Origin of the sequence: Pantoea phytobeneficialis (assembly GCF_009728735.1) — a bacterium.
GTDB lineage: Bacteria > Pseudomonadota > Gammaproteobacteria > Enterobacterales > Enterobacteriaceae > Pantoea > Pantoea phytobeneficialis.
Genome location: NZ_CP024636.1, coordinates 1,640,505 through 1,666,147 on the forward strand (window position 1 = coordinate 1,640,505; position 25,643 = coordinate 1,666,147).

Consider the following 25,643-nt stretch of genomic DNA (forward strand, 5'->3'; position numbering starts at 1 on the left):
GAGCGGTAAATATGATGAATAAAGACGAGATTTACCAGGAAGTTGCGGCGCTGCTGACCTCATTGTTTGAAATTGATGCTGACGACATTCGTCCGGATGCGCGTCTGTATGAGGACCTCGAACTCGACAGCATTGATGCCGTCGATATGGTGGTGCACCTGCAAAAACGTACTGGTCGCAAGATCAAACCGGAAATTTTCCGCTCGGTGCGTACCGTGCAGGATGTGGTGGATGCCGTTGACCAATTGATGCGTGAAGCCTGAGAACAAAATGCGTGCGGCACTGCGTCTGCTGAATGGCATCGCCCTGCTCGCATGGCCGTTGCTGGTCTGGCTGGCGCTGACGTATCCGCACTGGCGCACCTTGTTGTTGGTGCTTGCCGTGCTGTTTGTGCTGCGCGGCTGGAGCTTACGTAAGTCTCACGGTGCCCTGGCGCGAGGTGGGTTGTTGCTGGCGCTGGTAGGAAGCCTGCTGTGTCTCGCCAGCCTGGTGCTACGCCAGCAACATCTGTTGCTGTGGTATCCGGTGGTGGTCAATGCCCTGATGTTGCTGCTGTTTGGCACGTCATTATGGCGAGGCATGCCGCTGGTGGAACGCATCGCCCGGTTACGTGAACCGCAGCTACCGCCTCGTGCTGTGCGCTACACCCGACATGTGACTCAGGTGTGGTGCCTTTTTTTTGTTTTTAACGGCAGCGTGGCGTTAATGACCTGCCTGCGGGCGGATCTCGCGCTATGGACACTCTGGAATGGATGCATCAGTTATCTGCTGATGGGAATGCTGATGGGCGGCGAATGGCTGCTGCGTCAGCGGATGAGGAAACAGGCATGAACGTACAGCCCATCGCCAGCTGGCTCAACGCAGAGGATCGCCTGGTGGCCTGGCAGGGTCAGCAGGAATATCGCTTATCCACGCTGCGCCAACAGGTGATTGCGTTATCTGCACGCATTAAGACGCAGCCGGGACAACATTGGGCGTTGTGCTTTGACAACAGTTATCACTTCACCGTCGCCCTGCTGGCGTTATGGCATCTGGGGAAAACCCCGGTGATCCCGGGTCATTGCCGGGCAGCACAACTGGAAGAGATGGCGGCCAATATTGATGGGGTGATCAGCGATATGCCGCTGACCATTTCGTTGCCGCATCTGCTTTGGGATGGCGCGCAGGCGGAAGGGGAGCTGACTGCGATTGCCGCTGACGCAACCCTGGTGTTGTTTACTTCTGGCTCAACAGGAACGCCACGTCCGGTGGTGAAATCCGTTCGCGCGCTGGACCTTGAAGCGCAATGGCTGGCCACGTTGTGGGGAGAGCGCCTGCAACACAGCCATGTCATTGCCTCCGTCAGCCATCAGCATCTCTATGGCCTGAGTTTCCGAATCGTGTTGCCAATGGCACTGGGTTTACCCTTTGCCGCGCAGCAGTTGTTTTACAGTGAACAGCTCGCTGATCAGACCCCTACACGCCGTTATGCGTTTATCAGCAGCCCGGCGTTTTTACGTCGACTGGACGCGTCACTGCATCTGCCGCGCTGTGCGTTAATCGTTTCCGCCGGCGGGGCGTTACCCTGGCCCGATGCACAGCGCACGCAGCAATGGTTGGGTTGTAGCGTCGATGAGATCTATGGCAGCACTGAAACCGGCGTGATTGCCTGGCGTTATCTCAGTGCCGGGCAGACGCCGTGGCAATGTTTCCCGGCAGTAGAACTTTGTCGTCAGGAAAATGCGCACTGGCGTGTGTTCTCCCCGTTGCTGGAAACACCCGCAGGTTGTGCGCTGGACGACCGTATCCTGCCGCAGTCGGAGGGGCGATTTCAACTGGCTGGCCGCCAGGATCGGGTGGTAAAAATCGAAGATAAGCGCGTCTCACTGAGCGAAATCGAACGACGTCTGTTGGATTTGCCGGGTGTGAACGATGCGGCAGCGCTGGCGATCCAGCGTCATGGTCGCCAGGCGATTGGCGTGGTGCTGGCAATCACACAGCTTCCTGAACCCGCTGCGCTGTCACACTGCAAACAGCGTTGGAGACAGGCGCTGCAACCCTGGCTGGAGCCGGTGGCGATGCCTCGCTACTGGCGTGTAGTGACGACCATCCCGGTTACCGCGCAAAGTAAGCGCGCCTGGCCGCAAATTGAGGAGCTTTTTCATGTTGCCGATTGAACTTGATGTGCAGCAACAGGAGACAGCGCTGACGCTGCGATTACGTGTACCTGGCGACCTGCTATGGTTTCAGGGCCATTTTCCGACGCTCCCTATTTTACCCGGTGTGGCGCAACTCGATTGGGTGCTCTATTACGGGCTGACGCGTCTGGTGCCAGGCAAAGCCTTCTCGTCGATTGAGAACATCAAGTTTCAGCAGCCGGTGCCACCGGACGCTGAACTGGAACTCCAGCTCAACTGGCAGGCAGAGAAATCCCTGCTCAGTTTTCAATATCGGTTACTGTCTGACGGCGCCCAACCTATCGCCAGCAGTGGGAAGATTCGCCTGTGCTGAGTGAACCTTTTTCTCCCTGTGTGCTGATCCCTTGCTATAACCACGGCGCGATGCTGGCGTCGGTGTTGCAACGTCTGGCACCGTTTAATTTGCCAATTATCATCGTGGATGATGGCAGCAATGCTCAAACCCGCCAGCTGATTGATGATCTCAACGCGCCCGATCTGCATGTCCATCGGTTGTCAGCCAATCAAGGTAAGGGTGCCGCGGTGATCGCTGGAATGCGCGTTGCCGCAGCCAGAGGATACAGCCATGCATTACAGCTGGATGCGGACGGTCAACATCAGGTGGAAGACACGCCCCGTATGCTGGAGGAGGCACGGCGCTATCCGCACAGCCTGATTTCCGGTCAGCCGCTGTATGATGCCTCGATTCCTAAGTCACGTTTATATGGCCGCTACATCACCCATTTTTGGGTCTGGATAGAGACGCTCTCGTTTTCGTTAAAAGACAGCATGTGTGGCTTCCGCGTCTATCCGCTGGTGCCATCGCTGGCGTTATGCGATCGCCAGCCGATTGGGCAGCGGATGGATTTTGATACAGAAATTATGGTGCGCCTTTACTGGCAGGGTACGCCGAGCCGCTTTCTGTCCACGCGCGTGACCTATCCGGTAACCGGTGTGTCGCATTTTGATGCGTTGCACGACAATCTGCGCATCTCGTGGATGCACACCCGTTTATTCTTCGGCATGCTGCCGCGCATCCCACAGTTGCTCCGTCAGCGGGGCAGTGACCGCCATTGGTCGGCAACCCCGGAACGTCGGGGTCAATGGGGGCTGCGGTTTATGTTGTGGTTGTATCAACATGCCGGGCGGGGACCTTTTGTGCTGCTGCTGTGGCCGGTGGTTGCGGTGTACTGGCTCAGCGGACGCCATGCGCGCGCGGCGTCACAGCAGTGGCTGGCAAAGATTCAGCGCTGTGCGCAACAGCAACATCTCAGGTTGCCTGCACCCCTCAATAGCTACCGCCATTTTCTGCGCTTCGGTTACAGCATGCTGGATAAGGTGGCGAGCTGGCGCGGTGATGTGCAGTGGGGACGTGATATTGATTTCGCACCAGGGGCGGAAGCGGTCATTCGTGCCGCCGATGGCAAAGGGCATCTGATCCTGGCTTCACATCTGGGCGATATCGAAGCGTGCCGCGCCATGGCGAAGCAGGTCAGCGGCCTGGTGATCAACGCATTGGTGTTTACCGATAACGCGCAACGCTTTCGCGAAGTGCTGGAAAGTATCGCGCCGCAGGCAGGGGTTAATCTGATGCCGGTCACCGATATGGGTCCGGATACAGCGATCCTGCTGCAACAAAAACTGGACGCCGGAGAGTGGGTGGCGATTGTTGGCGATCGCACAGCGGTCAATCGCCAGCGTGGCGGTGAGCGACGCGTGATCTGGAGTGAATTTCTCGGCCAGCCAGCACCGTTCCCACAGGGACCGTTTTTACTGGCAGCCGCGCTACGTTGTCCGGTTTTGCTGATGTTTGCCTTGCAGCAGCATGGCAAATTACGGGTGTATTGCGAAAACTTTGCCTCCCCTTTATCTCTGCCCCGTGCCACTCGTCAGCAGGCATTGCAGCAGGCGGTGGATCGCTATGCGCAACGTCTGGAGCATCACGCCTTTCTGGCTCCGCTGGACTGGTTCAATTTTTATGATTTCTGGAGCTTACCGGGAGAGGAGAGTCGCGATGAGTGAGTCGAACCACCGTGCCGAGGTGGAAATTGTGGTTTCGTTTAACGACTGCGACCCAATGGGAGTGGTATGGCACGGCCATTATTTCCGCTTTTTTGAAGCGGCACGCGAGGCGTTGTTGCGCAGCGTGAATTACAGCTACCACGAGATGGCGGCCAGTGGCTACGTCTGGCCGGTGGTAGATACGCGGGTGAAATACCGTCAGCCACTGCGCTGCGAAGAGCGCATTCGGGTCAGCGCGACCATCGTGGAATATGAAAACCGTTTGCGGATTGATTACCACATCCACAATGCCGCCGGACAACTGACCACCAAAGCCCACACCATTCAGGTGGCGGTGGATCAGGCCACGCAGGAAATGTGTTTTGTCTCGCCCGCCATATTGTTTGAACGTCTGGGGGTACAACCGTGAAACGATTTTTGCTGACGTTGCTGTTGTTGTGGAACGTCGCCGCGCATGCGGTGACCCTTGAGCAACTGCAACAACGTTTTGCCAGTCAGCCGGTTATTCGTGCCAACTTCGTTCAGGTACGCACCATCGCCGGAATGGCGCAGCCGTTGGTCTCACGCGGACAGTTGCTGATTGCCCAACAGCAAGGGCTGTGGTGGCAACAGAATACGCCTTTCCCGATGACGCTGATTCTGGATGATAAACGCATGGTGCAAAGCATGAGCGGTCAACCGCCACAGGTGATCACGGCTGAAAGCAACCCACAAATGTTCCAGTTTAATCATCTGCTACGCGCCCTGTTCCAGGCTGATGAAAAAGTGTTGAAAGAGAATTTCACCCTCGATTTTCAGGATAAGGGCAATGAAAACTGGCAACTGGGACTGACGCCGAAAGCGGCACCACTGAATAAAATTTTCAACCGTATCGAGTTGCAGGGGGGCGCGTATCTTAACCGCATCCAGCTGGACGATAAGCAGGGAGATAAAACCGATATCACCCTGAGCGATACCCGGACCGAACCCGGCCATCTGACCGATGAGGAGCGCGCGCGTTTTGCTCCGACACCGTGAAAAAAATCTGGCGCTGGTGTGGTTGACGGTCTGCCTGGCGCTGGCTATCGCATTGGCCTGCCTGTTACCGCGTAGCCAGCTAAACAGCAGCGTGCTGGCGCTGTTGCCGCAGCAGAATCTCGGCCAGGCTCCTGCCGAGATTCAGCAGGCTTTTATGCAACGTCTGGATCGTCAGCTGGTCTGGCTGGTGAGCAGTAACGCCGATGACGGTGATGCCGTGGCGGCCTGGTGGCAGGCGCAGCTCAAGGCTTTACCGGAACTGAAGCAAGTCAGTGGCGCAATGGACGATCTGCAAATGCAGCGCTGGGGTGCCTTCGCCTGGCAGAATCGCAATGGTTTGATTGACGACGCCACGCGTGCGCGGCTGCAAAGCGGCGGGGCAGACCAGGCAGACTGGATTCTGGCGCAACTGTTTTCCGCTTTCGCCGGCGTGAGCAGCCAGGAGTTACAGCACGATCCGCTGCTGCTGGTGCGTGGGGCGCAGCTGGCCTTACAGCAAAATGCCAGCAAAATGGTGCTGCACAATGGCTGGTTGACGGTGAATGACCCACAGCAGCGGCGCTGGTATTTTTTGCACGGCGAGCTGGACAGCAATGCCTTCAGTATCCGGCAAAGTCATCAACTGGTGACGGCACTCAACCAACTGGAGCAGCAACTGAAAACGCGCTGGCCGGATGCCCGGCTGTTGACGCGGGGCACGGTGTTATTTAGCGATGATGCCAGCCAGCGCGCGCAGCATGATGTCGAGACGTTGGGGAGTGCGACGCTGGCGGGATTGTTGCTGCTGATCTGGCTGGTGTTCCGATCGCTGCGACCACTCGCGTTGTGCGCATTGTCGGTGGCGATTGGCGCGATGGCGGGGACGGTAGCGACCTTGCTCTGTTTTGGCGAGTTGCATCTCACCACGCTGGTGATGAGCCTGAGTATTGTTGGCATTTCAGCGGATTACACCCTGTACTACCTGACCGAGCGCATGGTGCACGGCAACGAGGCATCGCCCTGGCAAAGTTTGCAGAAGGTGCGCGCCACCCTGCTGCTGGCGCTGGCCACCACGGCTATCGCCTGGCTGCTGATGCTGCTGGCACCCTTTCCCGGTCTGCGCCAGTTGGCGGTATTCGCCGCCAGTGGCCTGAGTGCTTCCTGCCTGACGGTGATCTGCTTCTACCCCTGGCTGGTGCGGGGGCTGCCGGTGCGCCCGATCCCCGGCATGGTGTGGCTGGCCCGCTGGCTCGCTGCCTGGCGACGCCAGCGGGTGCTGATGTGGGGATTACCGGCACTGGTCGCCATGTATGCACTGCTCGGTATCCTGCAACTGCGGGTGGATGATGATATTGCCCATCTGCAAAGCGCACCGCAGCAGCTACTGGCCCAGGATCGGCAACTGGCGCAGCTTACCGGGCAGCAGGCCGATCAAACCTGGTTTGTGGTGTGGGGGGATAACCCGCAGCAAACGCTGCAACGGGTGAGCGAGCTGGCTCCTGCGTTACAGCAGGCCCGGCAGCACCGATGGCTGGAAGGGTATCGTATCCTGCCACTTAACTCGCTGGCACGACAGCAGCAGGATTTGACCTTGCTGGCACAAGCAGCCCCCACCATTACGGCACGGCTGAAGCAAGCGGGCGTGACGCTGGCAGAAGCCGATCTGCACGCCATGCCAGTGACGCCGGAAAACTGGCTGGCAAGTCCGTTGAGTGAAGGCTGGCGTTTATTGTGGCTGTCGCTGCCGGATGGACGCAGCAGCGTGTTGGTGCCGGTGAATGGTGTGCGTGACAGTGCGGCGCTGGCACAACTGGCGGCGCAACAACCTGGTGTCAGCTGGGTTGATCGCAAAGCCAGCTATGACCAGCTGTTTGGTTTCTGGCGCACATTATTGAGCGGGCTGTTGGCGTTAGCGTTGCTATTGATCACCCTGAGTTATGTGATACGGCTGGGGTTGAAAGCTGGCTTGCGTAGCGCGTTACCTTCCTGGCTTTCGCTAGCGGCGGCACTGGCGACGCTTGGCTGGATTGGGGCCAGTCTCAATCTTTTTGCCTTGCTGGCTCTGATCCTGGTGCTGGGTATCGGCATCAATTACACGCTGTTCTTCAGTAACCCGCGCGGCACACCGCTGACTTCAATGCTGGCAGTGACGCTGGCAATGATGACGACGTTGCTGACGCTGGGCATGTTGGTGTTCAGCAGCACCAGCGCCATCAGTAGCTTTGGTGTGGTGCTGTGCAGTGGCATCTTCTGCGCATTCTTACTGGCGCCACTGGCGCTGGCCCCCCGGAAAAGGAAGCAATCATGAACAAGGGCCTGATTTTTCTGCTGATCGCACTGTTGCTGGGTGGCTGTGCCCGTCAGAAAGATCCCACTCATCGGCCAACGGCGTGGCTCAAACCGGGGGTACGCGTCACGCTACCGGCTCCGGGGATTACACCGGCTTTCGAACAGCAGCAGCTGTTAACCGGTCACGTTAAAGGGAAAACGCAATCGTTGCTGGTGCTGTTGGCGGCGGATGAGCAACATATCAGCCTTGCCGGGTTATCGTCGCTCGGCATTCGTCTGTTCCGCGTCACGTATGATGCGACCGGCATTCATACCCAACAGATGATGGCGCTGCCGGAGATGCCGCCCGCCAGCCAGGTGTTGGCAGATATTATGCTGAGCCACTGGCCGATCAGCGCCTGGCAGCCACAATTACCTCAAGGCTGGCAGTTGCAGGATATTGGCGATCGTCGCGAGCTGCGTGATCCATCCGGTACGGTGGTGACGTTGATCCGTTATATGCAACGTGGCACGCAACGTGAGCCGATCAGCATTGATCAGCGCGCTTTTGGTTATCAAATTCAGATTCAACACCTGGACGCATCATGATTTACATCTCGGCTTACGGCATGGTTAATGCACTTGGCAACAGCCTCGAGCAGATCGCTGCCCAATTGCAACAGGGCGAAGCACCGGGGATGCAGCCGCGCGAGAGCTGGTTGCTGGCGGGGAAACGCTGTTGGGTTGGCGAAGTTCTGGGCGAGCTTCCTACCATCCCCACCGAACTGGCCGCGCATAACACCCGTAACAACCAACTGCTGCTGGCTGCGCTGGCGCAGATTCGCCCGGCGGTGGAGGCGGCGGTAGCGCAGTACGGTCGCGATCGTGTGGCAGTGATCCTTGGCACCAGCACCTCAGGGGTTGATGAGGGGGATCGTCAGGTTAGTGCCGGCTTAAGCGGCTATGACTACCGGATGCAGGAATTGGGCGATCCTTCACGCTTCCTGGCGCATTATCTGCAACTGGATGGCCCGGCTTATACCCTCTCCACGGCCTGTTCTTCCAGCGCGCGCGCCATTATTAGCGGCGAGCGCCTGATTGCGGCAGGCCTGGCGGATGTGGCGTTGGTGGGCGGGGCGGATTCGCTCAGCCGGATGCCGATCAACGGCTTTGCCAGTCTGGAATCACTTTCTGAACACCATTGTGCGCCCTTCAGCCGCGATCGTGACGGGATCTCGATTGGTGAAGCGGCGGCGTTGTTGTTGTTAACGCGCGAGCCTCAGCCCCTGGCGCTGCTGGGTGTTGGCGAGTCGTCGGATGCCTGGCATATGTCGGCACCGCACCCGGAAGGTGTGGGAGCAGAACGAGCAATGACAATGGCGTTGCAGCAGGCAGGTTTAGCACCAGAGCAGGTTGGTTATATCAATTTGCACGGCACCGCGACGCCGTTGAACGATCAGGTGGAAGCCGCCGTGGTGCAGCGGCTGTTTGGTGATCGCGTACCCTGTAGTTCCACCAAACACCTCACGGGACATACGTTAGGCGCAGCAGGTGCCACCGAAGCCGCGTTGTCGTTGCTGTTGCTGGAGCAACATTTACCGCTGCCTCCACAGGATTTTTCTCGCGCGGAACGCGACACCACCTTAGCGGATTGTGGCCTGATTACCGCACCAGTGCCGCTGGGGCGTCCGGTTATCGCGTCTAATTCATTTGCTTTTGGCGGGAACAATACCTGCCTGATTACAGGACGCGTCGATGGTTGATTTTCTGCCGGTAAGTGAATATTTACCGCACCGTGCGCCGATGTTGCTGCTGGATCGTGTTATCGCAGTCAGTGCTGACCATGTCATCTGCGCAGTGACCATTGACGGGCAGGGCGTACTGGCACCGTTTCTGACGCCGCAAGGGGAGCTGCCCGCCTGGTTCGGTGTGGAGATCATGGCGCAGACCGTGGGCGTCTGGTCGGGTTTTCATGCCCGGCAGCAGGGGGAAACTCAGATCCGCCCCGGCATGTTGCTCGGCGGGCGGGGGTATCGCCCGATAGCAGCCACTTTTCCAGCCGGAGCGCATTTGCAGGTGGAGATGCATTTGCTGATGCGTGATGACCGGCTTGGCAGTTTTGAAGGGAAAATAAGTCATCAGTCTGAGTGTCTGGCGACTGGCCGCCTTAACACTTATCAACCCGATGACGATGAATTACAACGACTATTACAAGGACATCAGCCATGACACGTAGCGTTTTAGTAACCGGCGCAAGTAAAGGAATCGGGCGTGCCATTGCCCTGCGGCTGGCGCAGGATGGTTTCTATGTGACGGTGCATTATCACCGTGACGCCGCTGGCGCAACGCAAACGCTGGAGCAGATTATCGCGGCGGGCGGTAGCGGTCGCACCATACAATTTGATGTCGGGCAGCGGGAGGCAACGCGCGCAGCGCTGGAGCAGGATATCGCCCGCTTTGGTGCCTGGTATGGCGTGGTAAGCAATGCCGGTATTACCCGTGATGCGGCTTTCCCGGCATTGAGCGATGAAGAATGGGACAGCGTGATCCACACCAATCTCGATAGTTTTTATAACGTGATTCAGCCTTGTGTGATGCCGATGATCGGCCTGCGCCAGGGGGGGCGGATTGTCACCTTATCGTCAGTCTCGGGCATCATGGGCAATCGCGGGCAGGTGAACTACAGCGCTGCCAAAGCTGGCATTATCGGTGCCAGCAAGGCGCTGGCCATTGAACTGGCTAAACGTAAAATTACCGTCAACTGTATCGCGCCGGGATTGATTGATACCGGTATGACCGATTTGGAACCGCAGGTCATCGACGAAGCACTGAAGCTGATCCCGATGAAACGTATGGGGGGAGCTGAGGAGGTGGCAGGCCTGGCCAGCTATCTGATGTCGGATATCGCGGGTTATGTCACGCGTCAGGTGATTTCAATCAATGGGGGTATGCTGTGATGCAACGTGTGGTAGTCACCGGAATGGGCGGTGTCACGGCGTTTGGAGAAAGTTGGTCTGCGGTAGCTGAGCGCCTGAAACAGGGTAAAAACGCGGTGCGTAACATGCCGGAATGGCAGATCTACGATGGTCTGCATACGCAACTGGGCGCGCCGGTGGACGATTTTACGCTCCCGGATCACTACACCCGCAAACGCATTCGTGCCATGGGGCGGGTGTCGCTGCTGGCGACCCGCGCCACGGAACTGGCGCTGGAGCAGGCGGGGTTAATTGATCATCCGGTATTGACCAGCGGGGAAACCGGTATCGCCTACGGCTCCTCGACCGGCAGTACCGGGCCGGTGAGTGAGTTCGCCACCATGCTGACCGAAAAACACACCAACAATATCACCGGTACCACTTACGTGCAGATGATGCCGCACACTACGGCGGTGAACGCCGGGTTGTTTTTTGGCTTGCGTGGTCGTGTCATCCCGACATCCAGCGCCTGTACCTCGGGCAGCCAGGCCATCGGCTATGCCTGGGAAGCCATTCGTCACGGCTATCAGACGGTGATGGTTGCCGGAGGAGCCGAAGAACTCTGCCCTTCGGAAGCGGCGGTGTTTGACACCTTATTTGCCACCAGCCAGCAAAACGCGGCGCCTGGACTGACGCCAGCCCCGTTCGATCAGCAGCGCGATGGGCTGGTGATTGGTGAAGGGGCCGGCACCCTGATTCTTGAGTCGCTGGAGCATGCGCAGGCGCGTGGGGCGACGATCTATGCCGAACTGGTCGGGTTTTATACCAATTGCGATGCGGCGCATATCACACAGCCGCAGCGGGAAACTATGCAAATTTGCATCGAGCGTGCCTTGCAAATGGCGGGAGTGACCCCGGAGCAAATTGGCTACATTAATGCCCACGGCACCGCTACCGATCGCGGTGATATTGCCGAAAGTCAGGCCACCGCTGCGGTGTTTGGCGAAAATACGCCGATTTCCTCCCTGAAAAGCTACTTCGGCCATACGCTGGGGGCATGTGGGGCACTGGAAGCCTGGATGAGTATTGAGATGATGCGTGAAGGCTGGTTTGTGCCGACGCTGAACCTGACACAGCCCGCCGCGGAATGCGGAAAGCTGGATTACATCATGGGCGAAGTACGTCAGCTCGAAACGGATTATATCCAGTCAAATAACTTTGCTTTTGGCGGCATTAATACGTCTCTGGTGTTCCGCCGTTGGCAAGGGATGTAACGCCACCATTCCCGTAGCCGTGCGATTTATCGCGCGTTATTTGTCTGTAGCATTAAAGTCAAAGGCGCGCGATAAATCGCGCCGCTACGTCTCAACATCAATTTTCTGTCATGCCCCGTCAGGAATTCGTTAAGAAAATGCCTGGATTTTTCTTGCATTCGGCGCAGTCCTCAGCATAATCGCAAACCGCAATAAAAATGATTATCAATTAAGTTTGTATCAGGGGATATCCATGCGCACTACGCCTTTCAATCCCGGACTGAAACCGACACTGCTGGCTGTAATGGTCAGTGCCGGTTGTTTGCCAGTGATGGCTGCTACCACCAACACCACCGCAGATGCGGCAAAAAAAGAACAGCAGACACTGACGGTGACAGCGACACCGCAGACTGATTTCAAACCTGGCGGTAACGATCTGGTTCCCGCTTACCTGGATGGACAGGTGGCGCACGGTGGCCGTCTCGGCATGCTGGGCGAACAAAATGCCATGGATGTGCCGTTCAACGTGATCGGTTTTACTTCCAAAGCGATTCAGGATCAGCAGGCAAAAACCATTGCCGATGTGATTCGTAACGATGCCACCGTGCAGAACGTGAAGGGCTACGGCAACTTTGCTGAAAGCTATCGTATTCGTGGTTTTCGCCTGGATGGGGATGCCATGACTTACGGTGGTCTGGCAGGCATCGTGCCGCGTCAGGTGATGGATGCCTCACTGATTGACCGGGTGGAAATTTTCAAAGGGGCTAACGCGCTGCTGAACGGATCTGCCGAGACGGGTGTCGGTGGCATGATCAACCTGGAACCAAAACATGCTGAAGACACACCACTGACGCGCGTGGGTGTGGATTACACCTCAGATTCGCAATTAGGCACCACCGCAGATATTGGCCGTCGTTTTGGTGATAATAACCAGTTCGGTGTGCGCCTGAATGCTGTTCACCGTGAAGGTGAAACCGGTGTTGACGGTGAAAAGAAACGCACCACCGCTGCTTCATTGGGTCTTGATTACCGTGGCGATCGTCTGCGTACCTCGCTGGATGTGGGGTATCAGAAGAAAACCTTCCATGATGCCCGCAACGGTATCAATATTGGCGGTATCGACTTTATTCCAGACGTACCTTCTAATAGCACCAACTACAGCCAGAACTGGATATTCAGTGATATCGAATCTGAATTCGGCCTGGCAAAAGCTGAATACGATCTCAATGATCAATGGACTGTCTATAGTGCGCTGGGTGCGCAGCACACCCACGAAATTGGTAACTACGGCACGCCGAAAGTGTTGGATCGCGCTGGCAACGCCACTATCGGCCGTTTCGATACTAACCGTATTCAGGACACCATGAGTGGCAGCGTGGGCATCCGTGGTGATTTCACCACCGGTTTTGTGACGCACAAAGTCAACATCGGTTACTCGGCAATGACCTCGAATGCGAAAAATACCTATCGCATGTCTTCGGGTAACGATGCGGATATCAACATCTATAATCCGCACGATGTGGCGGAACCGGATACCGTCTTCGCTGGGGGCACCAAATTCAGCGATCCGCTAACGACTTATCGTTCACGTTCGCAGGGGTATCTGCTGAGTGATACGCTGGGCTTCTTTGATGATTCGTTGCTGCTGACTTTAGGTGCACGTCATCAGAAAGTGGTGGTGCGTAACTACGGTTATGATGGTGTGGAAGATACCGGAACACGCTTTGACAGCAGCCGCTGGTTACCGGCATATGGCTTACTGTACAAAGCGACCAGCAATATCTCGCTGTATGCCAACCATACTGAATCACTCACGCCGGGCACGGCTGCGCCGTTCACTGCCTCTAACTACGGCAGCGTGACGGGTATTGTGCATGCCAAACAGAACGAAGTTGGAGTGAAAGCAGACTACGGGCGTATTGGTGGCACGCTGGCGCTGTTCGAAATCAAGCAACCGGTCGGTGTGCTGAACGACGGCGTCTACAAACTGAATGGCGAACAGCGCAACCGTGGTGTGGAACTGAACGTATTTGGTGAACCGCTCCTGGGTCTGCGTCTGAACGGCAGTGCAACCTGGATCGATCCGGATATGACCAAAACCGGTGACAGCAACGAAAATGGTAAAAACGCGATTGGCGTACCCCGTTTCACTGCGGCACTGGGCGCTGAATATGATATCAAACCAGTTGATGGCCTGACGGCAACCGCTCTGCTGAACTATACCGGTTCACAGTATGCTGACCTCGCCAATACCATGAAAATGGACGATTACACCACGTTGGATCTGGGGCTGCGCTACCGGATGAAGGTCAACCAAAACGACATGGTATGGCGTGTTGGAGTGGATAATGTCACCAACGAGAAATATTGGGCGAACGTCGATGACAGTGGCACTTACCTGACGCAAGGGGAGCCACGTACCGTCAAAGTCTCACTCACCTACGATTTCTAATCCCATCAGCGGGGCGCGATTGCGCCCCGTTTTCATTTTGCTGGCTTTCTATTACACTCGGAACGGTAATCCAGTCGGTCGATCCCTTTATTTTTTGCTGAGTTAACATGAGTTCACCTGCGCCACCTGACGATCATGACGAACCCCTGCGGCAGCCGCTGGACGATGCGCAGTTTGCCATTGTGGTACTTGCAGTGACCTCGGTTACCCTTATAATCTTTGTCCTGATGATGACGTTATGGATGAGCTAAGGCTTGCTGCAACGGGTATCGGAAGCCTGTAAGGAGATGTCGATGGAATCCCGAGATGACAAACTGATCGCCATAATAGGCCTGCTTTCTGCCTGTCTGATTGGTGTGGTGTTCCTGTTTACCATGACCTGGCTCACCGATGTGCGCCATCCCGCCGATCAATCCCTTGATGTACAAACCTGCGGTCCCAAACATCCCAACTCGCAACAATCTTAACTTTGCTGACGTTTTTGCCACTTAATTTGCTGACTGCGCAACTCCAGCGCTAAACCCTCATGCAACGTGCGATTGCCGTTGGGATCACCCAAACCAAATAACGCACCGGGCGAACGCCGGTCATCGGCCCACGCCGGATACTCCACCACCGGATAAAGCGAAATCCCTTCCAGCGCCACCCCTTCATCCAGCGCCAGCATTGCCTCTTCACTCACCTGATGGAACCAGGACGCACGGGCATCGCCTTCGGCACCGGTCTCGGCCAGCAGCATCGGGCGCTGATAACGCTGCCAGCATTGCCACAGCAGACGATGTAAGGGCAATCGTGCAGGGTGATCTACCGGCAATGGTTCACCGGGGAAAAACCAGTGATTATCCGGGTAGTAATTCAGTCCAAGGATATCGAGGAAATCTTCGCTGCCGCCCAGTTCCGGGGCGTCGCGTCCGGCCAGCCAATCCCAGGCTTCAAATTGCGCCTGATGTTGCGCGTCGGCATAGGGTTTGCTGTCGGGATTCGCGGGGTCGGTGGCAACCTGTACCAGTGGATCGGTCAGCACAAAACGCGCCTGCGGATAGATCTCGCGAATGGCATGCATCGCTGCCAGCGATGCGCGTACCAGCTGACGCTTCAGCTCTTTGCCGCGCTGACTGGAATAGGGATCGAGCCAGGCGACATCGGCGCCAGCCCACGACCAGAAGGAGATTTGATTGATCGGCGTAAAAAACGGTTGCTGCACCCCTTCATCACGCATCAACTGCGCCATCGCGCGGGCGAAGCGTTCAAAATGCTGGACAAAGGCGGCACTCCAGATGTCGAGATGGTCGGGATAGCCAAAATGCGCCAGTTCCCAGATGATTTGCAGATCATGGCGCGCCGCCGCGTGCACCATTGGCAGAAAAGAGTGCCAGTCATATTCGCCTGGCGTGGACTCAATCAGATACCAGCGTGCGCCATCGCGCGCGGTGCGCAACCCTTCCTGCGCCAGCGCGGCATAATCCTTCTCCAGCAGCATGTCATGACCGCTACTGATCACCATATCCAGTCGCCGCCCTCCGGCACGACGGGAAGTCGAACAGGGAAAACTACCCTGAAAAAAACTGCGAAACAGCCGGGGCTGATAGCGCGGGGATGGGGGATCAAGGGGGTGTTGCGCCATTTTTCCTCTCCTCACGGGGAACGCCGAATGCAGATCGTCCCGCTAAGTCTAGACTAAATTAAGCGCAGGCCAGCCGCTGCAACCGGAAGCCTCTGATTGCGATGCGCGGTGCTGCCACCAACAATAAGAAGATTATGTGTTGCAGGGAACCTGTATGAGCGAAGCCGTACCACGCCATTTTGAGGAACATCAGCGAAACTGGCTTAACGAAATTGTGGATGCACGCTGCGCGCGCCATCCGGGGATGAGTGGCGTCCATCCTCTCAATGATGGGCTGGATGCGTTTGCTGCACGTTATCTGTTGATGGGCATGGCCCGAAACACCATCGATGTGCAGTACTACATCTGGCAAAACGACATGTCTGGCCGCCTGCTGTTCAGCGCGCTGCTCGATGCAGCGGAGCGCGGCGTTAAGGTGCGGCTGCTGTTGGATGACAACAACACGCCCGGCCTCGATGAAACCCTTGCCGAACTGGACCGCCATCCCAATATCGCGGTGCGATTGTTTAATCCTTTCTCGTTTCGCACCTTGCGTATGCTGGGCTATCTGACCGATTTCGCCCGCCTCAATCGCCGTATGCATAATAAAAGCCTGACGGTGGACGGTGCCGTCACCCTGGTGGGGGGACGAAATATTGGCGATGAATATTTTGGCACCGGTGATGAGCCGTTGTTCACCGATCTCGACGTGATGGTCATCGGCCCGGTGGTACCGGAAGTCGCGCAGGATTTTGAGCGCTACTGGCGCAGCAAAGCCGTTTTGCCATTACGCAGCGTGGTGGAGGTGCGCGGCGAACACCAGGCCGTACGACTGCCGGAAGCCTGGCAAGATAGTGAGGCGGTACAGCGTTATCTGGCGCGGCTGGATCACTCCCCATTTGTTGGTCAGATGGCAGAGGGGACGCTGAGTATGACCTGGGCTGCGACGCGCTTGTTAAGCGATGACCCGCGCAAAGGGCTGGGCAAAGCGAAGCGTTCCTCTTTGCTGCCACAGCGAATGCTGGAGGTGATTGGAACGCCACAACAGCAGTTCGACATTATCTCGGCCTACTTTGTCCCGACGCGAGCTGGTGTGGCACAGCTGCTGGCGTTGAAACGGCGTGGGGTCAAAATCGCGGTTCTGACTAATTCACTGGCCGCTAATGACGTCAGCGTGGTGCACGCGGGTTATGCGCGCTGGCGCAAAAAGTTGCTCCGTCACGGCATCGCGTTATACGAACTGAAACCACAGGCCAATGCCAGCGACGCGCCCCACGATCGCGGGCTAACCGGGAACTCCGGTTCCAGCCTGCATGCCAAAACCTTTACCGTGGATAATCGTAAAGTGTTTATTGGATCGTTTAATTTCGATCCTCGTTCAGCGGTGCTTAACACCGAAATGGGACTGGTGATTGAGAGCGACACCCTGGCGCAGCGTACCCATCAACGCTTTATTCAGGGGATGCGGGACCGTGCCTGGATGTTACGGCTTGATGGATGGGGCCGGGTGAATTGGGTGGAATATCCGGGTGAGGCCGGTGAGGTGGTGCATATTCACGAGCCGCAATGTACCTGGTTTCAGCGGCTGATGGTGCGACTGGTGTGGCATTTGCCGATTGAATGGTTGTTGTGAAAGCAGCGGGCCAGCTTAGCTGGCCCGTGGGTTATGCACGCTGTGGTTTGCCGGAGAACAGAAAGCGCAGCAGTGGAATACGCAGATGGATTTCATACAGGGTAAATGACACGCCAAACACCATCAGCAGGCCGAGGAAAAAACCCAGCGTGTTATTGCTGATCAGTGGGGTGATAAAAATGCCGTACAGCAGGGTGAGCGGATGGTGCACCAGATAAATAAACAGCGAGGCATTCACCAGATACATGATGCGGGGCGAATGGCTGTTCAGCAGTTTATGTCCGAAGCAGAAACAGACGTTCAGCATGCACAGGCCCATCAGGGTTGAAATCACGTTGTCGATTTCATACAGCCAGCCATCGCCGCTGCTGAAGCGTTGATTGAGGCTGTAAGCGACAAACACCGCAATGGCACCAAAACACATCACCGGATTAAAACGCACAAACAACGCCTTCAGTGGCGGATGTTTCCAGCTCAATGCTCCCAACATAAAGAAGGGCAGGAAGAACAGGCTTTGCATCACGGCGGTGCTGAACAGGCCATCCATTAACCATGCGGGCTGGAAATAAAAGATTGCGCGGCGGAAGACGCACCACGCCAGCGACCATGCCAGTAACGCCAGCGTCAGTTTGCCCCAGCCCACACGGGTGTAATCAATCTGTCGATGCTGGGAGCGCAGCCAGCGGAAGGTGATCATGCCGAGGCTGGTGAGAATGACCAACACCACCAAAAACCACAGGTGAGAAATCAGATCCCACACCACCGCATTGTACTTTTGATACAGGGAGAAACTGTCCCAATCTCCGACTTTATCTGTCAGATTTTTTAGCAGAAAAAACTGCGGCAGGGTGATCAACGGCACGGCGGTTAGCAGCGGGATACCCACGCGCTCCAGACGCACCTTCAACCAACGTTGTGGCTTATAGCGCAGATATAGCATGTAGGAAAAATAGCCGGAAATGACGAAAAACACCTGCATGCGAAAAGCGTGAATGAAGTCATTAAACACCGTCAGCCACATCGAGGCATCCTGGCTATTTACTGCCCATTTTTGTGTCGAGTAAATCAGGGAGACGTGAAAGGGTACGCCCAATAGCATTAAATAAGCTCGAATCGAATCGAGAAAATATTCGCGTTCGGATTTTGCTGCAGTCATAAGCATCCAATAGTTTTGTGTCCTGGCCGGTTTCGCCCTGAAACCGGATTATGCCGGACGAAAATTCTACCGGCTGTAAACGAGGTATACTATAGGCTGATTCTGTATCGTCTAATTATCCTAAAAGCGCATTTTCCACTTACAAATAAGGGGAACAATCGGTTACATACGCTGTCGGAAAAAAGAATAATCCTTTAAGATATGCGGGTTTGATCTAAGCACACGCGAAAGGGGGGGATGTGCTGACTTTAGAAAAAAATATGGCCGGACTGAAGAAGATGCGCTGGTTAGGCGCGGCAGTTCTGCTGGCGTTGTACGCGAATAATAGCTGGGCGTTCAACCTCGATGATGTAGCAAAACAGGCTCAGGCGATGGCAGGCAAAAGCTTCGAAGCGCCGAAGAGCAATTTACCCTCTCAGTTTCGTGAAATGAAATTTGCTGACTATCAGCAGATCCAGTTTAACCACGATAAAGCCTACTGGGGCAAACTGCGCACGCCATTTAGACTTGAGTTCTATCACCAGGGTATGTACTTCGATACGCCGGTGAAAATTAACGAAGTCACTGCCAGTACGGTGCGTGAAATCAAGTACAATCCGGACTATTTCAACTTCGGCAACGTCAAGCATGACGCAGACTCGGTGAAAAACCTGGGTTTTGCCGGATTCAAAGTACTTTATCCGCTTAATGAAAAGGGTAAAGACGACGAAATCACCAGCTTCCTCGGAGCCAGCTACTTCCGCGTTATTGGTGCAGGTCAGGTTTATGGCCTGTCAGCGCGCGGTCTGGCCATCGATACGGCGTTACCTTCAGGCGAAGAGTTCCCTCGCTTTAAAGAGTTCTGGATCGAGCGGCCAAAACCGCAGGACAAGCAACTGGTGATCTATGCGTTGCTGGATTCACCGCGTGCCACGGGTGCCTATCGCTTTATCGTACGTCCGGGTAAAGAATCTACTGTCGATGTGCAGGCGAAAGTCTATCTGCGTGACAACGTTGGTAAACTGGGTGTCGCGCCGTTAACCAGTATGTTCCTGTTCGGGGCTAACCAGCCGTCGCCGGTCAGCAACTTCCGTCAGGAGCTGCACGACTCCAACGGTCTGTCTATCCATGCCGGTAACGGTGAGTGGATTTGGCGTCCGCTGAATAACCCGAAACATCTGGCGGTCAGCACCTTTACCATCGAAAGCCCGAAAGGCTTTGGCTTGCTGCAACGTGGGCGTGATTTCAGCCATTATCAGGATCTCGACGATCGTTATGATCTGCGCCCGAGTGGCTGGGTTGAACCGTTAGGCGATTGGGGCAAAGGCCGGGTTGAGCTGGTGGAAATCCCGACGGCGGATGAAACCAACGACAACATTGTGGCGTTCTGGACGCCGGAAAAATTGGCTGAGCCGGGCAAAGAGATGAGTTTCCAGTATCGTCTGCACTTTACCCGTGACGAAAATCTGCTGCACTCCGATGACGTTGCCTGGGTGAAAGATACCCTGCGTTCCGCCGGAGATGTGAAGCAATCAAATCTCGTACGTCAGCCGGATGGCAGCATCGCCTTCACCGTCGATTTTGTTGGCAGAGCGATGAGCAAACTGCCGGAAAATACGCAGGTTGCACCGCAGGTCAGTGTGGGTAATAACGCTGAAGTGGTGGAGCAGAGCGTACGCTACAACCCGGTCACTAAAGGCTGGCGCCTGGTGCTACGTTTGCGCGTGAAAGATAACAAGCAGCCGACCGAGATGCGTGCGGCGCTGGTTAGTGGCGACAAGACATTGACGGAAACCTGGAGCTATCAGCTACCTGCCAATGAATAACTCGACTTTAACACCTCAATCTTACGTGGAAGCCCTGCCGCTCGATGCGGCAGGCCGTGCGCGTCTGAGCGTTTCGTTACAGAATGCGCAGGCGTTCCACGCTATTCATGCGTCGCTGGGACACGATGATGCCGCCAGCGAGCGCCCGGATGATGCGCCGCTAAAATCGGTGTCGTCCCGTGTGCAGTTGGCCTGGCCAGATTCGCTGGCTGAGGGTCAGCAACTGGGTAAAGATTATCTCGGCCGTACTATCCTGAAGGCGATGCCAAAGGTTACGCGTTCGCTGATGTTCCCGGAAGCCTGGCGTACCAACCCGTTGGCTCGCGCCTGGGATTCGTTACGTGGGCATAAATCGACGCCACGTTACAAAACGGCGGAAGAACAAAAAGCGGAAGATAAGTGGCGTCACGTTGGTTCGATGCGCCGCTATGTTCTGCTGATTCTGACGCTGTTTCAGACCGTGGTTGCTACCTGGTACATGAAAACCATTCTGCCGTATCAGGGCTGGACGCTGCTCGATCCGATGGAACTGTTTAACCAGAACTGGTTGCAGTCGGTGGAGTTGATCCTGCCGTATATTCTGCAAACCGGCATTCTGTTCCTGTTCGCCATTCTGTTCTGTTGGGTGTCTGCCGGTTTCTGGACCGCACTGATGGGCTTCCTGCAACTGCTGATTGGTCGTGATAAGTACAGCATCTCGTACTCCACGGTGGGGGATGAAGCCCTCAACCCGGAGCATCGTACTGCACTGATCATGCCGATTTGTAACGAAGATGTGGAACGCGTATTCGCGGGCTTACGTGCGACCTGGGAATCGGTCAAACGCACCGGGAACGCAGAACACTTTGACGTCTACATTCTGAGTGACAGCTACGATGCGGATATCGCGATTGCCGAGCAGAAAGCCTGGATGGAGCTGGTGCGCGATGTCGGTGGTGCGGGCAAGATTTTCTATCGTCGTCGTCGTCGTCGTGTGAAACGTAAAAGTGGCAACATTGATGACTTCTGCCGTCGCTGGGGTAGCAACTACAGCTACATGGTGGTGCTGGACGCCGACAGCGTGATGAGCGGTGAGTGTCTCACCGGTCTGGTACGCATGATGGAAGCCAACCCGAATGCCGGTATTATCCAGTCGTCACCGAAAGCGTCAGGCATGGATACGCTGTACGCACGTTGTCAGCAATTTGCGACCCGCGTATACGGTCCGCTGTTTACTGCCGGGTTGCACTTCTGGCAGTTGGGCGAATCCCACTATTGGGGTCATAACGCCATCATTCGTGTGAAGCCGTTTATCGAGCACTGTGCGCTGGCACCGCTGCCGGGCGAAGGCTCCTTTGCCGGTTCGATTCTGTCGCATGACTTTGTCGAAGCTGCATTGATGCGTCGTGCCGGATGGGGCGTGTGGATTGCATACGACCTGCCGGGTTCCTACGAGGAGTTGCCGCCTAACCTGCTGGATGAGCTGAAGCGTGACCGTCGCTGGTGTCACGGTAACCTGATGAACTTCCGCCTGTTCCTGGTAAAAGGGATGCACCCGGTACACCGCGCGGTGTTCCTGACGGGCGTGATGTCATACCTGTCAGCGCCGTTGTGGTTTATGTTCCTCGCGCTCTCCACCGCCTTACAGGTGGTCCATACGCTGATGGAACCCACCTACTTCCTGCAACCACGTCAGTTGTTCCCGGTGTGGCCGCAGTGGCGTCCCGATCTGGCGATTGCGCTATTCTCAACCACTCTGGTGTTACTGTTCCTGCCGAAACTGCTCAGCGTGGTGCTGATTTGGTTCAAAGGCGCAAAACCTTACGGTGGGGCAGTGCGCTTGTTCTTCTCGTTGCTGCTGGAAATGCTGTTTTCGGTTCTGCTGGCACCGGTGCGTATGCTGTTCCATACCGTGTTTGTGGTCAGCGCATTCCTCGGCTGGGAAGTGGTGTGGAATTCACCGCAGCGTGACGATGATGCGACGCCCTGGAGTGAAGCCTTCCGCCGCCACGGTTCGCAGATGCTGCTCGGGATTGTCTGGGCTGTCGGCATGGGCGTGCTGGATCTGAACTTCCTGTGGTGGTTGTCGCCGATTGTCTTCTCACTGATTCTGTCACCGTTCGTCTCAGTCATGTCGAGCCGTGCCACCATTGGTCTGAAGAGTAAGCGCGCGAAGCTGTTCCTGATCCCGGAAGAGTACGATCCGCCGCAAGAGTTGGTCGACACGGACAACTATCTGCAACTGAACCGCGAACGTGCGCTGAAGAATGGCTTTATGCATGCGCTGTTCAACCCGGCATTTAACGCTCTGGCGACGGCAATGGCGACTTCACGTCACCTGCACAGCAAAATACTGGATCATTCACGCGATCGGCGTGTGGATCAGGCATTGAGCGATTCGCCGGAAAAACTGAACCGCGAGCAGCGTTTACAGCTGATTAGCGATCCGGTGGTGCTTGCGCGCGTGCATACGCGCCTGTGGGAGAATGGAGAGAAATATCATGAGTGGGTTGAGAGCTATCAAAAGCTGAAGCTAAACCCGCAGGCACTGCCTCAGCAGTCATGATATCGGGTCAGTAACCCAGTTAAAAAGCCGCTATCGCAACACGATAGCGGCTTTTTTTATCTGTTACGACAGCAAGACTGTTCCGACTAACGCAATCTTTACGCTGTCGGGTGTGGTTATTCACCCATACTGACGGCTAAAATAGCGCCAGGCCATTGTGAGAATTTGTTGTGAATCGTTTCATGAAATTCATCGTTGTAAGTGCAGCCATTCTGTTACTGAGCGGATGTGGCAGCATTATCAGTCGTACCGTGCCGGGGCAGGGGCACGGTAATCAATATTACCCAGGAGTGCAGTGGGATGTGCGTGACGGCGCATGGCGGATGCTTACCATCCTCGATTTACCGTTGTCATTGGTGATGGACACGCTGCTATTACCGGTGGATGCCCATCACGGACCTTACGAATAAGCTTTACGCCCAGCGGTCAGAATCACTGTTATCGTCGTCCCATTCGGCTGCTGCGGCTTCACCTTCTTCAGTATCCATCGGCGGTTCGAGCTGAAACTCTCCCTCATCCCATTCATGTAGCGTATTTTCAGATTGCCACTCCTGACGAAGCTCAATTTCGTCATAGTCATCATCAAAAATGGCCTGAGCTGCTTCGCCGCTGCGAATAGGCAGACATTCACCTTGTCCATCCTCATCAGCGAAAAACTCAGCCTGCCACATGATGTCGCCATCCTGCATGACATATTTTTGCAGAGCGAATTGGTTGACGACGGCATCGTCCTCATCCAACTCAGGTTGACTGGCGAGAAACTCTTCACGCGCCGCCTCGATGGCTTCGACTAAGGTGCTATACATGCTCATCGCAATCTCCTTGCCTGTTGAATAGGGCTTCCAGAGAAGAATAGACGAAAAATCACCATGCGAAGGAGGGAATAACATTCGGGCGGATGAGGTGCCACATCCGCCCGAATGTGTCAGTGCATTTTTTGTGGAAAATGCAGTACAGGCCGCACAGATTCGCGGATAACTGGCGCAGAATAACGAATGCAACATTTAATACAGGGTTTCACCTTTTTAAAATTAATGCGCGCAATCGATAAGGCCTGATTTAAATTATAGAGCGTACCAATAAAGACCATATCCTCCTTTTCGGGCAGACGCTTACACTCTTTCCGATGCAGTAAATGGTAATTGTCCTGATCGGTACTGACCGTCACATAATAATAGATGCCTTTATTCATATTATGAGTTCCTGCTGTATATTTGCTGTGTGTAATCTTTATTATTTTTTTGAACAGTTATTGAACTAACTGTCATTAACGAAACTAACTGGAATCGAATTCACTAACAAATTCCAGAAAGGTATAAAGAGGGTGTATCTTTTTTAGAAACGGAATAAGCGTTGCAGCTACCAGGATAATTCCTTGTAAATTAAGTTAATTTTTCTGCATTGATTAGCGATTTCAAAGAATTTAGTAATATTAAATAGGAATATGCCTGGAATTGGAAAAAAACAGGTCCATACAACCATATTGCGATCAATAAATTTTATTTAATCTTTCAGGTGTAAATCAACGACATGCGCATAAGATGTCGCATCGTAAGCAGCACGGGCTTAAGTAATGATCACCATTGTCTGATTTTATTCTGAGAAAGCTCTATAAATATATGGTCTGAGAAAATACGCCAGCTTCAATTAAGTCTGGTACAGTTTTAACAAAAAACTGACGGATAATGTCATGAATTAAGTCGAATTTCAGTTTTGATGCAGAGGGACACTCCCTGTGTCCCACATCACATTAATAACGCGAGGGTTGACCTTCTGGCTGGGTTTTGAAACGACGATGCAGCCACATGTACTGCTCCGGGGCCAGCAATACGCTCTCCTCAACCACTTTATTCATGCAAATTGCGGTGTCGAGTTCGCTTTCCAGCGAAAATTTTTCACGGATATCCGGCATGATTTTCAGTTCGTAGCCACGGCCATGTGGCAGGCGGCGGGCCAGAAAGGGGACAACACTGGGATTTGCCAGACGGATCAGCATATGCGTCCCGGTCGTGGTGGCGGCATCTTCAACGGCAAAAAACGGCGCGAACACACTGCTACGCGGGCCATAATCATGGTCAGGTGCATACCAGATAATGTCGTTGTTTTTCATTGCGCGGATCATGCCCTTAAGGTCTTTACGATCGAGCATGCTTTTATTGGAACGCATACGTCCCCAGGTTTGCAGCCAGTCGATCAGTTTGTTGTCGTTTGGCCGATAAACACCGATGCCGGGATTGTTCATGCCAAAAACACGGGCGCCCAACTCCAGGGTAAGAAAATGCATCCCGATAAGTAAAATACCGCGTCCGGCAGCCAGTGAAGAGTCAATATGCTCCAGACCGGTACAGGCTACCCATTTGCGGATACGCCAGTCCGGCCAGAACCAGGCCATACCGGTTTCAATCAACCCCATGCCGACCGATTCAAAATTGTGTTTTACCATCGCATTGCGTTCGCTGATTGGCATATCAGGAAAACATAACTCCAGATTACGTTGGGCAATTTTGACGCGACGCTTCAGAAACCGCATGGCAATGCGGCCCAGACCACAGCCGATGACGGATAAAACCGGGTAAGGCAATAGCACCAGTAAATAGAGAGCCCCAATACCTAACCAGGTAAACCAGTAGCGTGGATGAAGGAGTTCACGGGAAAATTGTGGAAGTTGAGTCATTGAAATGTCAGTATCCTGCGTCTTGTACCAGAGGTACCGGTTCCTGTTATTTGTGTCTATTGTGCCATTTTTTCTCTCTGACTGAAATCAAGCATAGCTCCACTGCTAATGTCTGAATTCACCTTATCGCATTAAAATATAATTACCGGACAAAAATGCGGCACA

At 55.0% G+C, this 25,643-nt stretch carries 25 protein-coding genes; 20 read left to right on the forward strand and 5 right to left on the reverse strand.

The genetic code is table 11. The features are described from left to right. Positions 1-11: 11 nt before the first annotated feature. From CTZ24_RS07595 to CTZ24_RS07670, 16 genes are all read left to right on the forward strand, one after another. Positions 12-263, forward strand: a complete 252-nt coding sequence (locus CTZ24_RS07595) for an acyl carrier protein (RefSeq protein WP_021186060.1) — start codon at positions 12-14, stop codon at positions 261-263. A 7-nt stretch (positions 264-270) separates the two neighbouring features. Further along, the gene (locus tag CTZ24_RS07600; protein WP_208725218.1) at positions 271-831 is read left to right on the forward strand and encodes a COG4648 family protein; all 561 of its coding nucleotides are present in this window, start codon (positions 271-273) and stop codon (positions 829-831) included. After that, positions 828-2,156, forward strand: a complete 1,329-nt coding sequence (locus tag CTZ24_RS07605) for an AMP-binding protein (protein WP_208725219.1) — start codon at positions 828-830, stop codon at positions 2,154-2,156. The genes CTZ24_RS07600 and CTZ24_RS07605 overlap by 4 nt, the downstream gene beginning before the upstream one ends. Beyond that, positions 2,143-2,490 (forward strand): 3-hydroxyacyl-ACP dehydratase FabZ family protein, encoded by a 348-nt coding sequence (locus CTZ24_RS07610; protein ID WP_208725220.1) that lies wholly within the window; start codon positions 2,143-2,145, stop codon positions 2,488-2,490. The genes CTZ24_RS07605 and CTZ24_RS07610 overlap by 14 nt, the downstream gene beginning before the upstream one ends. Next, positions 2,484-4,178 (forward strand): glycosyltransferase family 2 protein, encoded by a 1,695-nt coding sequence (locus CTZ24_RS07615; protein ID WP_208725221.1) that lies wholly within the window; start codon positions 2,484-2,486, stop codon positions 4,176-4,178. Before CTZ24_RS07610 ends, CTZ24_RS07615 begins: the two co-directional genes overlap by 7 nt. After that, a complete protein-coding gene (locus tag CTZ24_RS07620; RefSeq protein ID WP_208725222.1) occupies positions 4,171-4,587 on the forward strand; it encodes an acyl-CoA thioesterase in 417 nt (138 codons plus the stop codon). The genes CTZ24_RS07615 and CTZ24_RS07620 overlap by 8 nt, the downstream gene beginning before the upstream one ends. Further along, positions 4,584-5,195, forward strand: a complete 612-nt coding sequence (locus CTZ24_RS07625; RefSeq protein ID WP_208725223.1) for an outer membrane lipoprotein carrier protein LolA — start codon at positions 4,584-4,586, stop codon at positions 5,193-5,195. The genes CTZ24_RS07620 and CTZ24_RS07625 overlap by 4 nt, the downstream gene beginning before the upstream one ends. Beyond that, positions 5,161-7,482: an MMPL family transporter gene (locus tag CTZ24_RS07630; RefSeq protein WP_208725224.1), complete on the forward strand. Its 2,322-nt coding sequence runs from the start codon at positions 5,161-5,163 to the stop codon at positions 7,480-7,482. Before CTZ24_RS07625 ends, CTZ24_RS07630 begins: the two co-directional genes overlap by 35 nt. Next, positions 7,479-8,051 (forward strand): DUF3261 domain-containing protein, encoded by a 573-nt coding sequence (locus tag CTZ24_RS07635; RefSeq protein WP_208725225.1) that lies wholly within the window; start codon positions 7,479-7,481, stop codon positions 8,049-8,051. Before CTZ24_RS07630 ends, CTZ24_RS07635 begins: the two co-directional genes overlap by 4 nt. After that, on the forward strand, positions 8,048-9,205 hold the full coding sequence (locus CTZ24_RS07640) for a beta-ketoacyl-[acyl-carrier-protein] synthase family protein (RefSeq protein WP_208725226.1): 1,158 nt from the start codon (positions 8,048-8,050) through the stop codon (positions 9,203-9,205). The genes CTZ24_RS07635 and CTZ24_RS07640 overlap by 4 nt, the downstream gene beginning before the upstream one ends. Then, entirely contained in the window at positions 9,198-9,671 is a 474-nt protein-coding gene (locus CTZ24_RS07645; protein ID WP_021186050.1) for a hotdog family protein, read from the forward strand. Before CTZ24_RS07640 ends, CTZ24_RS07645 begins: the two co-directional genes overlap by 8 nt. Beyond that, positions 9,668-10,399, forward strand: coding sequence for a 3-ketoacyl-ACP reductase FabG2 (locus CTZ24_RS07650; RefSeq protein WP_208725227.1), 732 nt, complete (start codon positions 9,668-9,670; stop codon positions 10,397-10,399). Before CTZ24_RS07645 ends, CTZ24_RS07650 begins: the two co-directional genes overlap by 4 nt. After that, positions 10,399-11,631 carry a beta-ketoacyl-ACP synthase gene (locus tag CTZ24_RS07655; protein WP_021186048.1) on the forward strand — a complete coding sequence of 411 codons (1,233 nt, stop codon included), beginning with the start codon at positions 10,399-10,401 and terminating at the stop codon, positions 11,629-11,631. The genes CTZ24_RS07650 and CTZ24_RS07655 overlap by 1 nt, the downstream gene beginning before the upstream one ends. 232 nt (positions 11,632-11,863) lie before the next feature. After that, complete coding sequence (locus tag CTZ24_RS07660; RefSeq protein ID WP_208725228.1) at positions 11,864-14,062, forward strand: TonB-dependent receptor; 2,199 nt, start codon at positions 11,864-11,866, stop codon at positions 14,060-14,062. Positions 14,063-14,169: 107 nt separating this feature from the next. Beyond that, a complete protein-coding gene (locus tag CTZ24_RS07665; RefSeq protein WP_013508612.1) occupies positions 14,170-14,313 on the forward strand; it encodes a hypothetical protein in 144 nt (47 codons plus the stop codon). A 42-nt stretch (positions 14,314-14,355) separates the two neighbouring features. Beyond that, positions 14,356-14,529 carry a hypothetical protein gene (locus tag CTZ24_RS07670; RefSeq protein WP_013508613.1) on the forward strand — a complete coding sequence of 58 codons (174 nt, stop codon included), beginning with the start codon at positions 14,356-14,358 and terminating at the stop codon, positions 14,527-14,529. Here the strand turns inward: CTZ24_RS07670 and CTZ24_RS07675 are convergent. Continuing rightward, positions 14,526-15,686, reverse strand: a complete 1,161-nt coding sequence (locus CTZ24_RS07675; RefSeq protein ID WP_036627705.1) for a hypothetical protein — start codon at positions 15,684-15,686, stop codon at positions 14,526-14,528. The two genes, CTZ24_RS07670 and CTZ24_RS07675, sit on opposite strands and share 4 nt — an antisense overlap. 154 nt (positions 15,687-15,840) lie before the next feature. Here CTZ24_RS07675 and CTZ24_RS07680 point away from each other — a divergent pair, with 154 nt between their 5' ends. Then, positions 15,841-17,298 carry a phospholipase D family protein gene (locus CTZ24_RS07680; RefSeq protein WP_302474907.1) on the forward strand — a complete coding sequence of 486 codons (1,458 nt, stop codon included), beginning with the start codon at positions 15,841-15,843 and terminating at the stop codon, positions 17,296-17,298. Positions 17,299-17,329: 31 nt separating this feature from the next. On the opposite strand, the gene mdoC is transcribed toward CTZ24_RS07680, so the two are convergent. Next, complete coding sequence (mdoC, locus tag CTZ24_RS07685) at positions 17,330-18,454, reverse strand: glucans biosynthesis protein MdoC (protein WP_036627695.1); 1,125 nt, start codon at positions 18,452-18,454, stop codon at positions 17,330-17,332. A gap of 269 nt (positions 18,455-18,723) precedes the next feature. Here mdoC and CTZ24_RS07690 point away from each other — a divergent pair, with 269 nt between their 5' ends. From CTZ24_RS07690 to CTZ24_RS07700, 3 genes are all read left to right on the forward strand, one after another. Then, a complete protein-coding gene (locus tag CTZ24_RS07690; protein ID WP_200864688.1) occupies positions 18,724-20,259 on the forward strand; it encodes a glucan biosynthesis protein G in 1,536 nt (511 codons plus the stop codon). Continuing rightward, on the forward strand, positions 20,252-22,804 hold the full coding sequence (gene mdoH / locus CTZ24_RS07695; protein ID WP_208725229.1) for a glucans biosynthesis glucosyltransferase MdoH: 2,553 nt from the start codon (positions 20,252-20,254) through the stop codon (positions 22,802-22,804). The genes CTZ24_RS07690 and mdoH overlap by 8 nt, the downstream gene beginning before the upstream one ends. Positions 22,805-22,986: 182 nt before the next feature. Next, positions 22,987-23,214, forward strand: coding sequence for a YceK/YidQ family lipoprotein (locus CTZ24_RS07700; protein ID WP_021186042.1), 228 nt, complete (start codon positions 22,987-22,989; stop codon positions 23,212-23,214). Between the two features lie 3 nt (positions 23,215-23,217). Here the strand turns inward: CTZ24_RS07700 and CTZ24_RS07705 are convergent, their stop codons facing one another. The 3 genes from CTZ24_RS07705 to CTZ24_RS07715 form a co-directional block, all read right to left on the reverse strand. Next, entirely contained in the window at positions 23,218-23,616 is a 399-nt protein-coding gene (locus tag CTZ24_RS07705; RefSeq protein WP_021186041.1) for a MysB family protein, read from the reverse strand. A 113-nt stretch (positions 23,617-23,729) separates the two neighbouring features. After that, entirely contained in the window at positions 23,730-23,996 is a 267-nt protein-coding gene (locus tag CTZ24_RS07710) for a hypothetical protein (RefSeq protein WP_021186040.1), read from the reverse strand. A 558-nt stretch (positions 23,997-24,554) separates the two neighbouring features. After that, positions 24,555-25,478 (reverse strand): Kdo(2)-lipid IV(A) acyltransferase, encoded by a 924-nt coding sequence (locus CTZ24_RS07715; protein ID WP_208725230.1) that lies wholly within the window; start codon positions 25,476-25,478, stop codon positions 24,555-24,557. Positions 25,479-25,643: the final 165 nt, after the last annotated feature.